Origin of the sequence: Flagellimonas yonaguniensis (genome assembly GCF_029193885.1) — a bacterium.
GTDB classification, from domain to species: domain Bacteria; phylum Bacteroidota; class Bacteroidia; order Flavobacteriales; family Flavobacteriaceae; genus Flagellimonas; species Flagellimonas yonaguniensis.
Window position 1 is genome coordinate 25,047 of the sequence record NZ_JARFVB010000004.1, and the last position, 14,568, is coordinate 39,614.

The following is a 14,568-nucleotide window of genomic DNA, read 5'->3' on the forward strand; positions in this document are numbered from 1 at the left end:
GACGAAAAAGACTCCATAAAGGGGGGGCTTTTTCAGTAAAAGCGAAGTTAATTCAATTTCACTGATTTATAATATTAAGAGAGGCAAGGTATTACATCAATGACAGGAAATCGGCTTTGCAATCAATTTTGGGTCATTTTATACCCTTCGATTATCGTTCGCCCAAAAACACAAAAAGAACGTTCAAATGCACTTTGATGATCAAATACATGTTAAACAGCGAAAAAATATTCGATAAACTGCACTTTTTAGTCGTTAAAAGTGAAAACCTATGAAAAATTGATAAGTATCCGCCGCGATTGTTTTTGATCTTTGTCATGTATTAACCCCCAAATCCATACATCATGACACGATCTACGATTTACAGTCTACTTGTTTCAGGAATGATACTTGCCAGTCAAAATGCTTTTGCACAGGCAGATGAAAAAATGATCAACGACACTTTGGAAGGAAGCGTTTCCACTATTGATGGATACGTACCCTCCATGTCGATTACCAAAGATGGGAAAACGGCCTACTTTAGTAAAGGCACGTATGAAAAACCTCTTTACGGTGTGTTCTCCAAAAAAGAATTGGTTTACCACGTTTACCGTGCGGAAAAAGTGAACGGCGAATGGACCAACATTACCCAATTGGATGTATGCCCGAAACACTACTCGGCCAAACACCCTACAGTTACCGCCGATGGATCTCGTTTGTTCTTTGCTTCCAATATGAAGGGTACCTTTGGTAAATACGATATTTATGTGGCCGATATTGCCGCAGATGGAACCTTGGGCGTATCCAAGAACCTTGGCCCCAAGGTAAATACAAAAGAAGATGAACTTTACCCCAGCATTTACAACGAAACCTTATTGTTCTTTGCTTCAGAAGGAAGGGATGGATTCGGTGGATTGGACCTTTACGCCTCACAAGTGGTAAAGAACACCCTAACCACTTCAGTCAACTTGGGAGCCCATATCAACAGTAATAGCGATGAGTACGCCATTCAGTTGAGCCCAGAGAAAAAAATGGGATTTGTGGTATCCAATAGGGGTTACAATAATACCGTAGCACAATATACCGTAGCGTATGGACGTTCAAGTAAGCAGGATCAGTACAACGATGTTGCCGAGCGAGATACAGGACTCCAAACCGCCATGAATGAAGGAAGCTACGAATATGTGGAAACTTCATTCCAAGATGAAGAATAATACCTGATTACTAAATACTTATTGAATCGGTCAATAAACCTGAAGTGTCTTATGACGTTGTTTCATAGCCGAATTTTGAAACACTCATGACAATGATAAGAAAGACAGGGGGAAACTGACAGACTATCATAGAGAGCGGGTTGTATTATTTCAATCTGACCGATTTACTTCAAGAATAGGATGCTGATGGGACGGCATCCTATTTTTTTTATTTAACAATTTGAAAAACAACTATTTACAACCGAATCTTCTCTTCTATCCCACTCTATTTCAAACTGATGGATTATATCTGAAAGTGCATTTGAACGAAAATCACTACAAAAATTCCGCTCAATAGTTAAAAAATTCTAAATTCACTAATGAAATAATACAATCCCAAATCTATTAAGTCATGAACAAAAACTACAACACTCGAAAAAAAGGCGTCCCAAAACCTCTTTACATCTTCCTTTTTTGATGGGGCAGCACCTCAACTAAACACAAATTTCAGCACTTAATCCCTAAAGGGATTACACCCATTTTTGGAGTAAACCTTAATGGAACACTTGCTTTTGTTCATTGTGAACATCGCAGCAATACTTCATTGGTTTATCCCAACTTCAAAAATGTGGAGACGGACGATATTGTCCAAAACTTAACCTACAATACAAATATGTAACAACATTAATCCCCCTAATCTTTCTTATCATGAAAAAGAATGTTTTAAAAATTGCCATCATCGACAACGATGATACCTTTGGCGGCATTTACCATCAGTACTTTACTGACAATGAGCAGTACGAACTCCACGGTGTTTACGGCTCCGTTCACGGTCTTTTGTCCAATTTTGGGCGGTCCCATCCAGATATTGTCATCTGTGAGGCCATGCTAAATGGAATCTCGGGCATTGATGGCCTGGAATATTTTTACCGGAAGAACAAAGACCTCAAGGTATTGATGATGAGTCAAAAAAATGATTTTAAACTCATTAAAGAAGCCTTTAAAAAAGGGGCTAGCGGCTATTTGATCAAACCAATGACCAAGGACCGGTTGTTCAATGCGTTGGACGCCCTTGACCAACATGGTATTGCCTTGGAATTGGATGTGGCGAAAAAAATCATTGATTCGTTCCAAACCAAGTCGTTCGATGTGTTCTCGAAAAAAGAAAATGAGATCATTGAACTCCTAACCCAAGGTTTCACTTATAAAATGATCGCGGACAAACTCTTTGTTACTCCCAGCGCGGTCAATTTTCACATTCAGAACATTTATGTAAAGTTGAACGTGAACTCAAAATCAGAAGCTTTGCGAAAGCTCAAAGAAATGGAAATGCAGCAATTGAACGCGGCGTAATTTGGAAACTTCGACCCAACAAAAAAACCCTGACGATTTCGTCAGGGTTTTTCTATTTATTAAAACGTAATTGAATTACTTCACTTCTTCGAAGTCAACATCTTCTACGTTGTCTCCTTCAGAGGCACCTCCAGCAGTATCACCAGCACCGGCATCCGATGAAGCTCCTGCTCCACCACCTTGTGCTTCAGCTTGTGCTTTGTACATTTCTTCGGAAGCTACTTTCCAAGCTTCGTTGATTTTTTCCAAAGCAGGCTCAATAACCGCTAGGTCTTTGCCTTCGTAAGCTTTCTTCAACTCTTCCAAAGCATCTTCGATTGGTTTTTTCTTGTCATCGGACAATTTATCACCAAACTCGCTCAGTTGCTTTTCCGTTTGGAAGATCATAGCATCTGCCTCGTTCAACTTATCAGCGGTTTCCTTAGCTTTTTTATCCGCTTCGGCATTTGCCTCAGCTTCTGCTTTCATCTTTTCGATTTCTTCCTCGGTCAAACCAGAAGAAGCTTCGATTCGGATGTCCTGTGACTTACCAGTAGCTTTGTCGGTCGCAGAAACCTTGATGATACCGTTGGCATCAATATCGAAGGTCACTTCAATTTGAGGTGTACCTCTTGGTGCTGGTGGAATACCATCCAAGTGGAATCTACCGATGGTCTTGTTATCAGCAGCCATAGGTCTTTCTCCTTGCAGTACGTGGATTTCAACCGAAGGTTGATTGTCCGCCGCCGTAGAGAATACCTGTGATTTCTTGGTTGGGATGGTTGTGTTCGCCTCGATCAATTTTGTGAACACGCTACCCATTGTTTCAATACCCAAAGAAAGTGGGGTTACATCCAACAAGAGTACATCTTTTACATCTCCAGTCAATACACCACCTTGGATAGCGGCACCAATCGCCACAACCTCATCCGGGTTTACACCTTTGGATGGTTTTTTGCCGAAGAATTTCTCAACAGCTTCTTGTACCGCAGGGATACGAGTGGAACCACCCACCAAGATGATCTCATCAATATCGCTTTTGGATAGTCCTGCAGACTTCAATGCTTTCTCACAAGGATCGATTGTTCTTTTTACCAAATCAGCGATCAATTGCTCAAATTTGGCTCTGGACAATGTTCTTACCAAGTGCTTTGGTCCTGATGCCGTAGCGGTCACATAAGGCAAGTTGATTTCTGTCTGTGCAGAAGAAGACAACTCAATTTTTGCCTTTTCAGCAGCTTCTCTCAAACGCTGAAGTGCCATTGGGTCTTCACGAAGGTCCATATCTTCATCTTTCTTGAACTCTTCAGCCAACCAATCGATAATTTTTTGGTCAACATCGTCACCACCCAAGTGGGTATCACCATCCGTGGCCAGTACTTCAAATACTCCGTCTCCCAATTCAAGAATGGAAACATCGTGTGTACCACCACCAAAGTCAAACACCACTATTTTTTGTTCTGTATCCTTTTTATCAAGCCCGTATGCCAAAGAAGCAGCCGTTGGCTCGTTGATAATACGTTCCACGGTAAGGCCAGCAATTTCACCAGCTTCTTTAGTGGCCTGTCTTTGTGAATCGTTAAAGTATGCAGGAACGGTAATAACCGCTCTGGTTACATCTTGTCCCAAGTAATCCTCTGCGGTTTTCTTCATTTTTTGAAGAATCATTGCAGACAATTCTTGTGGAGTGTACAAACGACCGTCCACATCCACACGTGGTGTATCATTGTCACCTTTTGTTACCTTATAAGGTACTCGTTTTGCTTCCTTGCTGGATTCTGAGTATTTGTTACCCATAAATCGCTTAATGGAATAAATCGTTTTGTGCGGGTTGGTCACCGCTTGTCTTTTTGCAGGGTCACCGACCTTGATCTCCCCACCTTCAACAAATGCAATCATGGATGGAGTGGTACGCTTACCCTCGGCATTTGGAATTACCACAGGCTCGTTACCTTCCATTACAGAGACGCAGGAGTTGGTCGTACCTAAGTCTATACCTATAATCTTGCTCATCGTATCTAAAGTTATATCTGTTTAAAATTCTTTTTTTATCTCGCTCTTAAAATGTCAATGATCATGCCATGGCCAAGAATATGACAAGGTGTCAGATAATTGTATAAACCCTTTAAAACCCTAGCAGTAAAAGAGGTGTCATGATTATTGTTGAAAAAGGACCTTTGATATTAAAATATTCCACTTATTTATATTACCTAGCTTCCTATATTTGAAACTGTAAATTGAGTTTATGGAATGCATTAGTGTGTTTGATATGCTAAAAATCGGCGTAGGGCCTTCCAGCTCCCATACGCTCGGTCCATGGCGTGCAGCGGAGCGCTGGATTGCTGAACTGGAAGAGCAGCATGTTTTTGACGATGTTGAAAGCATCAAAGCATATTTGTATGGTTCCCTTTGCCTCACGGGCAAAGGACATGCTACCGATATAGCTGTAGTCATGGGATTATTGGGTACCGACCCAGAGACTGTGGAAATCGATGGCATTTCAGGAAGAATTGACAGGATCAAGGAAGAAAACAAACTCAATTTTGGTGGGAAAAGAGAGATTCCCTTCAGTTTTCAGCATGATATCCTCTTCAAAAAGGAATTTCTACCCTTTCATGCCAACGGAATTCAGTTCGAAGCTGAACTGTCCAACGGTAAAAAAATATCCGAAACCTATTATTCCATTGGTGGCGGTTTTGTGGTAAAGGAAGAACTCATCCATGCCAAGGAGAACAAAGAAACGTTTAAAACTTTTCCGCATCCCGTAAAAAGAGGGGATGAATTGCTCCAACATTGCAACGCCCAAAATAAATCCATCTCTCAAATAGTCATGGAAAATGAGCTTTCTTTACGTCCCGAACCTGAAATAAACGAAGGTATCGCCCGAATATGGACCACCATGTTGGAATGCATGTATGTCGGCTGCCATACCGAAGGAAAACTCCCAGGAGGATTGAATGTGAAACGGCGCGCTTACGAAATACATCAAAAGCTAAAAGGCGATGTTCCCTATTTAAATCCGCAGGAATGGCTGGAAAGTATTCGTGACACAGAGGTCAAATTCCGTCAAATTATTAAATGGGTAAGCTGTTTTGCGCTCAGCGTAAATGAAGTGAATGCTTCTTTGGGTAGAGTGGTTACTGCCCCAACGAACGGTAGTGCTGGTGTAATACCATCCGTATTAATGTATTATATGGTCATCGAAAACCACGATGCCAATTTTGACGACGTAAAACAATTTTTATTGGTCGCCAGCGAAGTTGGAAGCATCTTTAAAAAAGGAGCTACCATCTCTGCTGCTATGGGAGGATGCCAAGCAGAAATCGGTGTTTCCTCAGCGATGGCAGCTGCAGGGTTAACCGAACTGATGGGGGGTACTCCCGAGCAAGTTTTGATCGCTGCAGAGATTGCCATGGAACATCATTTAGGACTTACCTGTGACCCCATTGGCGGCTTGGTACAGGTTCCTTGTATTGAACGTAACGCCATGGGAGCCATTAAAGCGATTAACGCTGCGGAACTCGCTCTGGATACGGACCCAAAAGATTGCAAAGTACCCTTGGACAAAGTAGTGAACACAATGTGGGAGACCGCAAAGGACATGAACTCCAAATACAAAGAGACCTCTGAAGGAGGTCTTGCAGTAGGTGTGTTTTTAAGTGATTGTTAATTCAAACTAGATCTTAGTTACTTGTCATCTTTTCAAAACCGCACAACCATGATAGAATACAAAAGAGAAAAAAACATTGACATTGAAGAGTTTAAAAAAGTACTTATAAATTCAACTTTGGGAGAAAGAAGACCGATAAGTGAAATTGAAAGGCTGTCAAGTATGATTGAGCATTCAAATTTAATCATCACCGCAAGAGAAAATGGAGATCTCATCGGAATTTCTCGTTCGCTGACTGACTTTTCGTTTTGTACTTATCTTTCAGATTTGGCAGTTGATAGAAAGTATCAGAACAAAGGAATTGGCAAAGAATTGATACGGAGGACTAAACTAGAAGCGCCTACAACAAAACTTATACTTCTTGCTGCACCCGAAGCAGTTTCATACTATCCTAAAATTGGAATGAGTCAGTACGAATTTTGCTATTATTTAAACAATGCTCAAGACCTATTGTAGACACCCCTCTTTACCCCTGGTATCAATCAAGTAGATGATTTTCCATTCGCCATCAAAATTGATGAGCTGGAACGAATTGATGCCGCAATGGCTGAACTCCCCGTTCAACCAAAACTCGTACCCTACCCAAGCATTGGCCATGGTTCTATCCACCTGAATGGAGAATGAAGTGAGTTTTTCCTCAAACTTTGTGGTTTCTGGAATACCGACAATGGATTTTAAAAATTTGGGGAATTCCTCTGTCTTGAAAAGCGTCTTGCCTTCAGGACTTCTTCCCGTGGTTTGAAGTACTATCTCCTCGGCCACGGTACTTTTGATGATGGTTGAATCTTGCTTGTGGAAACCGTCAAAAAAAGTTTCAACGACTTGTTTAACTTCTTCTTTGGCTTCTTCGTTTGAAGGATTTGGGCCTTGTGCATATCCAAATACACCCAAAACAAACAACACTACACAACTGAACAATTTTCTCATTTGATTAGTTTTTTTGATTGAAGTCTAAATTAAACAAATCTGCTTACTTTTAGCCATCAAATAGAATTACAATGTCTACAGCTAAAAAAGAATATAAAAGGGTAACGGTAAAATCGTTGGTGGATATGAAAAAGACCGGTGAAAAAATCAGTATGCTCACCTCTTACGATTATTCCATGGCCAAAATTGTTGATGGCGCCAATGTGGATGCCATTTTGGTGGGAGATTCCGCCAGTAATGTCATGGCGGGCCATGAAACCACATTGCCCATTACCCTGGACCAAATGATCTATCACGCCAGCTCCGTGGTCAGGGCCGCAAAAAGGGCCTTGGTTGTAGTGGACATACCTTTTGGAAGTTATCAAGGTGACTCCAAGGAAGCCCTACGCTCCGCTATACGAATTATGAAAGAGAGTGGTGCACATGCTGTAAAAGTCGAAGGTGGCGAAGAAATCAAAATATCCATCAGCCGAATTTTGGAAGCAGGAATCCCTGTGATGGGCCACTTGGGACTTACCCCACAATCCATTTATAAATTTGGCACTTATACGGTTCGCGCGAAGGAAGAAGAAGAGGCTGAAAAACTGAAATCCGATGCCAAACTCTTGGAGGAATTGGGCTGTTTTGCCATTGTTTTGGAAAAAATTCCAGCTAAATTGGCCAAAGAGGTCGCGGAAAGTGTTTCCATCCCCATTATTGGAATCGGTGCTGGCAACCATGTGGACGGACAGGTGTTGGTAGTGCACGATATGCTAGGAATGACCCACGAGTTCCACCCCAGGTTCTTGAGAAGGTATTTGAACCTTTATGACGAAATGAGCAAAGCAGTTTCCCAATATGTGGATGACGTGAAAAGCCGGGATTTTCCGAATGAGGACGAATCATATTAAATCGTGATCTAGAATTGACACTTACATGAAAAAACATCTGTCCAAAATACTTATACTGATTTTGATTTTCAGTAATATCAGTTGTGACCAAGTTTCCAAAAAATTAGTTAGAAACAATGTTGATCAAGGAGAGTATATCCAATTGATCAGCAATAATCTAATTTTAACCAATGTTGAAAATACAGGTGCCGCATTAGGATTTGGACAAAACTTCCCTCCCTTGATTAAAGCAATTTTGTTGAAAGGCGTTCCTTTGATTGTACTAGTGGTTCTGGCCATTAGAATTTTGACAAAAAGAAACTTGGAAAAATGGTTCATCATCGCTTTTGCATTTGTCATAGGAGGAGGAATAGGCAACTTGATCGACCGGATTCTATATGGTTCTGTCACAGATTTTTTCCATATACGAATAGGCTTTTTCAAGACCGGTATTTTCAATATGGCCGACGTTTCCGTGACCATTGGTGTCTTGATGATACTTGCACTCTCTTTGAGAAAGAAAAAGTATGAAGTTCAATGATTCAAAAATCCAATAGATCCACCCCTTCCAACCTTCAAGTACTTTATGAAGACAACCATCTCATTGTGGTCAATAAACGCGTAGGGGATATTGTACAGGGGGATAAAACGGGGGACGACCCTTTGAGCGAAGTTGTTAAGCTACATCTAAAGGAAAAGCACAACAAACCCGGTAATGTGTATTTGGGCGTGGTGCATCGTTTGGATCGTCCCACATCGGGCATTGTACTCTTTTCCAAGACATCCAAGGCCCTACCACGTCTAAACAAAATGTTTGCTCAAGGGGAAACCAAAAAAATGTACTGGGCCGTTGTAAAAAATGCTCCTCCACAGGAAAATGGCTCTTTGACCCATTGGTTGGTGCGCAATCCCAAACAGAACAAATCCTATACGCACAACAAAGAGGTTCCCAATAGCAAAAAGGCCGAGTTGGACTATAAAATCATAAAGAAACTGGATAATTATTTCTTGTTGGAAATTGATTTGAAAACAGGCAGGCACCATCAAATCAGGGCACAATTGGCAGCGATAGGCTGTACTATAAAAGGGGATTTAAAATATGGTGCAGACCGCAGCAACAAGGATGGCGGCATACACCTACACGCCCGAAGTTTGGCCCTTGTGCACCCCGTACAAAAGGAGCCCATTGCTTTTTTGGCGCCACCACCAGAGGATCCCGTTTGGAACGCCTGCCTCAGCGAGTAAGTGCCAAGGCCTTTTCCCTAATGATCTCGGAAACAGGTTTGTTCTGCAAATGACTTTCCAGCCACGAAAGGATATCCAAATACAGGAATGCCCTTTTTTCATAAGGATGGTTCTCGTATTTTTTCAACTCGTTGTACAACTTTTGGAATTCTCCTTTTAGGTCCGTTGGATAAATGTCCCCAAGATTTCTCAGGAACTTGATCATTTCCTTTTGCACCTCGTGTAAATCGTTCATTTTCAACAAGAACTTATATGTGCTTTTAAGCTGTACTTCCAAGTGATAATCCATCCCTGCTTCGTAGTGCGCCACAAGACTCAATACCCTCGCAAAGCACATGAGATCCTCTCGCATCTTCAACTTTTTGTTGGAAATAATCCTTTTGAGGTAAGCGATACAGTTTTTGTTGTCTCCATTTCCGAAGTACAGGCAGGCAATTTTGTAATAGAGCAGCATCACATGATGCTCATCTATTTGTTGCCTGTGTTTTTTGATGCCGTACTCGATAATGTTTACCAAATAAATCCCTTTATCAAAAGTCCCCTCCAGAAAATGTAGGTTCAGTTTGTTGGTGTTGATGTACAAAAAAGCAAGCGAGCTGATGTTATCGTTCTTAGGAAACTTAGGATCTTCAACCTGCTCTTCCAAGCGCTCCAAAGTTTCCTTGAACTGGGATGCGTATTTCACAAAGAAAAGCGACTCCAACAGATAATGGTTTCCTTTTAAAAAGAACACGGGGTTCAGTGGAATCATATGTTCGTTTTCATAAAATAGGTCCACCCATTTGCTGGCATATTTATAGGCTGACAAAAAGTCCTGAATCAGAAGACTATACCACAAATGTGCCTTGTACAGCCACAATTTTTCACGGAAACCCAACTTTTCCATATCGTACTTGGGTAAATGTTCTTCAAAGTAAGTCTTTACTTTTTGAAGATCTTCATCACTCCTTACATAGCCTACTTTTAGCATCATCCCGTACAACTGCAACGAAAGATTGGAAAGTTTGCTAGTGATGACATTCTGTTCAGAAAGCTCCTTGGCCTCAATGGCAAGTTCATCTGCCCTATCGGGTATACTTCGCGTGATATACTGGGTTTCTATTACCTTTTCGAGTTCAACGATTTCGTAGGCCACATTCTTTTCCTCGTTTTCGATGGCAAAACTTTTGGCTTTTTCCAAAATCTTCAAGCTTTGCTTGTAAAGTCCTTTTTGATAGAGAATGGTGGCAAAATCGAGTTGTTCCCTAATCTGAATGCGCACATTTTGGTTCACGGGGTTCAACCTTAGACTTACCAAAATCTGCTTGTACAAATGCGCTTTGAGGTTGGACAGTTGTGACTTTTTGACAATGCCGCTATCCAAAATCTGCTTTTCATCATACTTACGCATCTTATCCAAGAGATTGAAAAGCGCCAAAAACTTGGCATCCGTATTCACACCCAAACGGCCAACATAGAGTTTAAATTGACGTTTTTCGGATTTGGACAGCGATTTTACCAGCACAAACAAAGCATCCTTATGGGCATTTGTCATCGTAAAAAATATTATTTAAACAATTGTTTTTCAGTTATTTAAATTATTCAAAAAGCAGTTCAACGTTGTAACATATTCTCAACCGCTTTTCGTCTTCAGCCCACCTTCCCTATTTTCGTAAGTCATAGAAAAAAACAGGTTGAAATAATGGGTAAAGATAAGGTAGAAATTTTTGACACAACACTAAGAGATGGAGAACAGGTGCCTGGTTGTAAACTGGATACCGAACAAAAATTAATCATTGCCGAACGATTGGATGAGCTGGGAGTTGATGTGATCGAGGCAGGGTTCCCCATATCTAGCCCTGGTGATTTCAAATCGGTGAACGAGATTGCCAAATTGGTCAAAAATGCAACGGTCTGTGGACTGACCCGTGCCGTGAAAAAGGACATCGAAGTGGCTGCTGAAGCCATTAAGGATGCCAAAAGACCTAGAATACATACTGGAATCGGAACTTCCGAATCACACATCAAATACAAATTCAATTCCACACAGGATAAAATTATAGAGCGGGCCGTGGAAGCCGTGACCTATGCCAAAACTTTTGTCGAAGATGTGGAATTCTATGCGGAGGATGCAGGCCGAACGGACAATGAGTTCTTGGCACGTGTATGCGAAGCGGTGATCAAAGCCGGAGCTACAGTTTTGAACATCCCCGACACCACAGGATATTGCCTGCCCGAAGAATATGGTGCCAAGATGAAATATTTGAAGGAAAACGTAAAAGGCATCGATAAAGCCATTCTTTCTTGTCATTGCCATAACGATCTAGGTTTGGCCACCGCCAACTCCATTGCAGGTGTGATCAACGGAGCTCGACAAATTGAATGTACCATCAACGGTATCGGAGAAAGAGCCGGAAACACATCTTTGGAAGAAGTTGTGATGGTAATGAGACAACATCCACATTTGAATTTGGATACCGATATCAACAGTAAATTGCTTTGGGACACCAGCACCATGGTTTCCCAAAAAATGGGAATGCCGGTGCAACCCAACAAGGCCATCGTAGGTTCCAATGCATTTGCCCACAGTTCAGGAATCCACCAAGATGGGGTAATCAAGCAACGAGAAACCTATGAAATCATCGACCCAAAAGATGTAGGCGTAAGTGAATCTTCCATTGTGCTGACCGCAAGAAGTGGACGTGCCGCCTTGGCCTACCGCGCTAAAAAAGTAGGCTACGAGCTCACCAAGCTTCAATTGGATGTAGTGTATGAAAACTTCTTGAAATACGCCGACGTTAAAAAAGAAATCATGGATGAGGACATTCACGAAATTGTTGAGACCAGCAATATCGGAATGAAAAGCTTGGCTTAAATAATGGTTATTGTATGGCATTGAAAATTGCATTGCTTCCTGGAGATGGTGTAGGACCCGAAGTATTGGCCCAGGCGGTAAAATGCTTGGAAGCCGTTGAAGAGACCTTCAATCAACATTTTATATTTAAAGAAGCTCCGGTCGGTGCCATTGCCATCGACAAAAAAGGGACTCCCCTACCCGATGCCACGCTAAAATTATGTAAAGATTCAGACGCCGTGCTTTTTGGCGCTATTGGCGACCCAAAATACGACAATGACCCAGAAGCAAAAGTACGACCTGAGCAAGGCTTGTTGCAATTACGAAAAGAATTGGGTCTGTTCGCCAACATAAGACCTGTTCTGTCCCATCCAACTTTGTTGGATAAATCCCCATTAAAAAAGAAAGTAATCAACGGCACTGACTTTGTGATCTACCGCGAACTTACGGGCGGTATATATTTCGGAGAGAAAAAATTGAACGAGGAAGGAACCAAAGCCTCAGACCTTTGCGAATACACCGAGGATGAGATAAGCCGAATAGCCCATTTGGCGTTCAAAGCCGCAAAAGGTAGAAAAAAGAAACTCACTTTGATTGACAAGGCCAATGTGCTGGAGTCTTCAAGACTTTGGCGCAAGGTGGTAACCAAAATTGGGGAAAGCTACCCCGAAGTAGCCTTGGATTTTATGTTTGTGGACAATGCTGCGATGCAAATCATACTCAACCCCAGACAGTTTGATGTTGTTTTGACAGAAAATATGTTCGGGGATATTATATCAGATGAAGGCAGCGTTATCGGTGGTTCCATTGGTTTATTGGCTTCCGCCTCGATTGGCGACGAAAACGCGTTGTTCGAACCCATTCATGGCTCGTATCCCCAAGCCAAAGGGAAAGATATTGCCAACCCGATTGCTTCCATTCTTTCTGCAGCTATGCTGTTGGAGCATTTTGGACTTACAGAAGAGGCTTGGGCCATCAAAAAAGCGGTGGACAAATCCTTAAAAAAAGGAATCGTCACGCCAGATTTAAAAGAAAACAGTCAGTATGGAACCAATCAGGTTGGGGACTTTATCGCGCACAACATCGTGGACATTGAAGATGACTTTTTGATGAACGATGAAAACATCGACTTGGGCAAGTCGACCATTATCTAAATCAACATTCACTTTCCGGTTCTTCTTCCTTGGTCATTGCATCAATGGTTTTATGGAACTCTTCCTTGAATTCAACAAACTTTTCACCTGTTGCAGGTCCGTTGAAACCAGTGTGGATTTTATGCACCTCCCCTGTTTTATCAATATAGATTGTAGTGGGGTAGGAAAGTATATGATTCAGCATTGGTAATTTCTCATTGGCCTTTTGTTTGTTTGAGGTCCCGTATTGTGCCAATAAAATAGGATAAGGCACTTCTTCACGTTCCTTGAGCCTGCTTATACCCTCAAAAGCCTTTTCCTCGGTTTTTGCATATTCAAAGGCCAGTCCCACAAATTGCAGGTCCAAATCTGGATTGTTCTTGATGAAATCCACGTAAAACCTTGTTTCGTCCAAGCAATTGGTGCACCAAGTACCCATTATTTGTACAAGCACCGCCTTGTCTTTGAACATTGGGTCGTCCAGACCAACCATCTTCCCATCAGAATTTGGAAAAGAAAAATCGAATTTATCATAACCTTCACGCAAATAGGTAAGTCCATCGGAATCGGGAAGTTCAAAAGCTTCGTTCCTCGCCCCCATAAATTCTTGAACCGTGTGCTTTCCAGAGTAAAACTTTCCATTTAAGGTACTATCGGTTACCTGGGCCAAAAACAGGAACACGTGCGAACCGTCAAAGGCGGACAGCTTCATGCTGTCTCCCGTGACAACTCCTTCCAAATAGCGATAATCGCCGGTCTTGGTTCTAAAAGTTCCTTTGACATTGTTTCCATTCTGCATAAAAATACCTTTTGCAGGATATTCATCCGCCGTATTTATATGGAAATAGGTCTCCCAAATACCCGATAGGTTCACAGCAGCCGGTTCTTTGGCTTCAAAACGATCTAGCTTGCCCTGCACTGCCCTAAAAGGAACGCTTCGTTCTTTGTCCTCTTCAATGAATTCGCCTGTGATTTCAGTAGCGGTATAGGTACCCGCAATGTGACCTTCGAATATGGGCATTCGAATATCGATGGAATCCCCATTGAACGAAAACTCATCTACGGTAACAACTTCTTCCGCATTATAGACCTGCATCACATACCCACCTTCTTCATTTTGGTTGATAATGAACTCAAAAGGCAATTTTTGCGATTCTGAAACCTCCATAGTTCCCAACCAATGGCCTTTTTTGAGTTCAATTTTTTCTTCTTTTTCACAAGAAGTAAATATGATCAAAAGCCCTATTGCAACTGTCACTATCTTATTCATAAAGTGAAAGATTTTTCCTAAATGTAGGAAATTGGATTTAAAACAAAACACTCCTAACGGTGTAAGGTTATTATTAACGTTGAATCTGTTCCCCTATTGTTATATATTTGTGCCCTC

General features: G+C 41.6%; 13 protein-coding genes. 9 read left to right on the forward strand and 4 right to left on the reverse strand.

Going from position 1 to position 14,568, the window contains the following annotated elements; translation table 11 throughout:
* The first annotated feature begins 344 nt into the window (after positions 1-344).
* Entirely contained in the window at positions 345-1,193 is an 849-nt protein-coding gene (locus PY092_RS08235) for a TolB-like translocation protein (protein ID WP_275615374.1), read from the forward strand.
* Between the two features lie 687 nt (positions 1,194-1,880).
* Complete coding sequence (locus tag PY092_RS08240; protein WP_275615375.1) at positions 1,881-2,525, forward strand: response regulator transcription factor; 645 nt, start codon at positions 1,881-1,883, stop codon at positions 2,523-2,525.
* Between the two features lie 75 nt (positions 2,526-2,600).
* On the opposite strand, the gene dnaK is transcribed toward PY092_RS08240, so the two are convergent.
* Complete coding sequence (dnaK, locus tag PY092_RS08245) at positions 2,601-4,517, reverse strand: molecular chaperone DnaK (RefSeq protein ID WP_275615376.1); 1,917 nt, start codon at positions 4,515-4,517, stop codon at positions 2,601-2,603.
* A 232-nt stretch (positions 4,518-4,749) separates the two neighbouring features.
* Between dnaK and PY092_RS08250 the strand changes: the two genes are divergently transcribed.
* Together PY092_RS08250 and PY092_RS08255 are read left to right on the forward strand one after the other, a co-directional pair.
* Positions 4,750-6,174, forward strand: coding sequence for an L-serine ammonia-lyase (locus PY092_RS08250; RefSeq protein ID WP_275615377.1), 1,425 nt, complete (start codon positions 4,750-4,752; stop codon positions 6,172-6,174).
* 48 nt (positions 6,175-6,222) lie between these two features.
* Positions 6,223-6,630: a GNAT family N-acetyltransferase gene (locus PY092_RS08255; RefSeq protein WP_275615378.1), complete on the forward strand. Its 408-nt coding sequence runs from the start codon at positions 6,223-6,225 to the stop codon at positions 6,628-6,630.
* Here the strand turns inward: PY092_RS08255 and PY092_RS08260 are convergent.
* A complete protein-coding gene (locus tag PY092_RS08260) occupies positions 6,622-7,101 on the reverse strand; it encodes a nuclear transport factor 2 family protein (protein WP_275615379.1) in 480 nt (159 codons plus the stop codon). The two genes, PY092_RS08255 and PY092_RS08260, sit on opposite strands and share 9 nt — an antisense overlap.
* A 71-nt stretch (positions 7,102-7,172) precedes the next feature.
* On the opposite strand from PY092_RS08260, the gene panB reads away from it, so the two are divergent.
* From panB to PY092_RS08275, 3 genes are read left to right on the forward strand one after another with little or no spacing between them, the layout of a single operon-like run.
* Positions 7,173-7,991, forward strand: coding sequence for a 3-methyl-2-oxobutanoate hydroxymethyltransferase (gene panB, locus PY092_RS08265; RefSeq protein ID WP_275615380.1), 819 nt, complete (start codon positions 7,173-7,175; stop codon positions 7,989-7,991).
* Positions 7,992-8,016: 25 nt separating this feature from the next.
* Positions 8,017-8,511 carry a signal peptidase II gene (gene lspA / locus PY092_RS08270; RefSeq protein ID WP_275615381.1) on the forward strand — a complete coding sequence of 165 codons (495 nt, stop codon included), beginning with the start codon at positions 8,017-8,019 and terminating at the stop codon, positions 8,509-8,511.
* A complete protein-coding gene (locus tag PY092_RS08275; protein WP_275615382.1) occupies positions 8,508-9,215 on the forward strand; it encodes an RluA family pseudouridine synthase in 708 nt (235 codons plus the stop codon). The genes lspA and PY092_RS08275 overlap by 4 nt, the downstream gene beginning before the upstream one ends.
* Here the strand turns inward: PY092_RS08275 and PY092_RS08280 are convergent.
* Positions 9,205-10,749, reverse strand: a complete 1,545-nt coding sequence (locus tag PY092_RS08280; RefSeq protein WP_275615383.1) for a hypothetical protein — start codon at positions 10,747-10,749, stop codon at positions 9,205-9,207. The genes PY092_RS08275 and PY092_RS08280 overlap by 11 nt on opposite strands.
* Before the next feature lie 147 nt (positions 10,750-10,896).
* Here PY092_RS08280 and PY092_RS08285 point away from each other — a divergent pair, with 147 nt between their 5' ends.
* Complete coding sequence (locus PY092_RS08285) at positions 10,897-12,069, forward strand: 2-isopropylmalate synthase (protein WP_275615384.1); 1,173 nt, start codon at positions 10,897-10,899, stop codon at positions 12,067-12,069.
* A gap of 14 nt (positions 12,070-12,083) precedes the next feature.
* Positions 12,084-13,202, forward strand: coding sequence for a 3-isopropylmalate dehydrogenase (leuB, locus tag PY092_RS08290; RefSeq protein ID WP_275615385.1), 1,119 nt, complete (start codon positions 12,084-12,086; stop codon positions 13,200-13,202).
* 1 nt (position 13,203) lies between these two features.
* Here the strand turns inward: leuB and PY092_RS08295 are convergent, their stop codons facing one another.
* The gene (locus PY092_RS08295; RefSeq protein ID WP_275615386.1) at positions 13,204-14,451 is read right to left on the reverse strand and encodes a peroxiredoxin family protein; all 1,248 of its coding nucleotides are present in this window, start codon (positions 14,449-14,451) and stop codon (positions 13,204-13,206) included.
* Between the last annotated feature and the right edge of the window lie 117 nt (positions 14,452-14,568).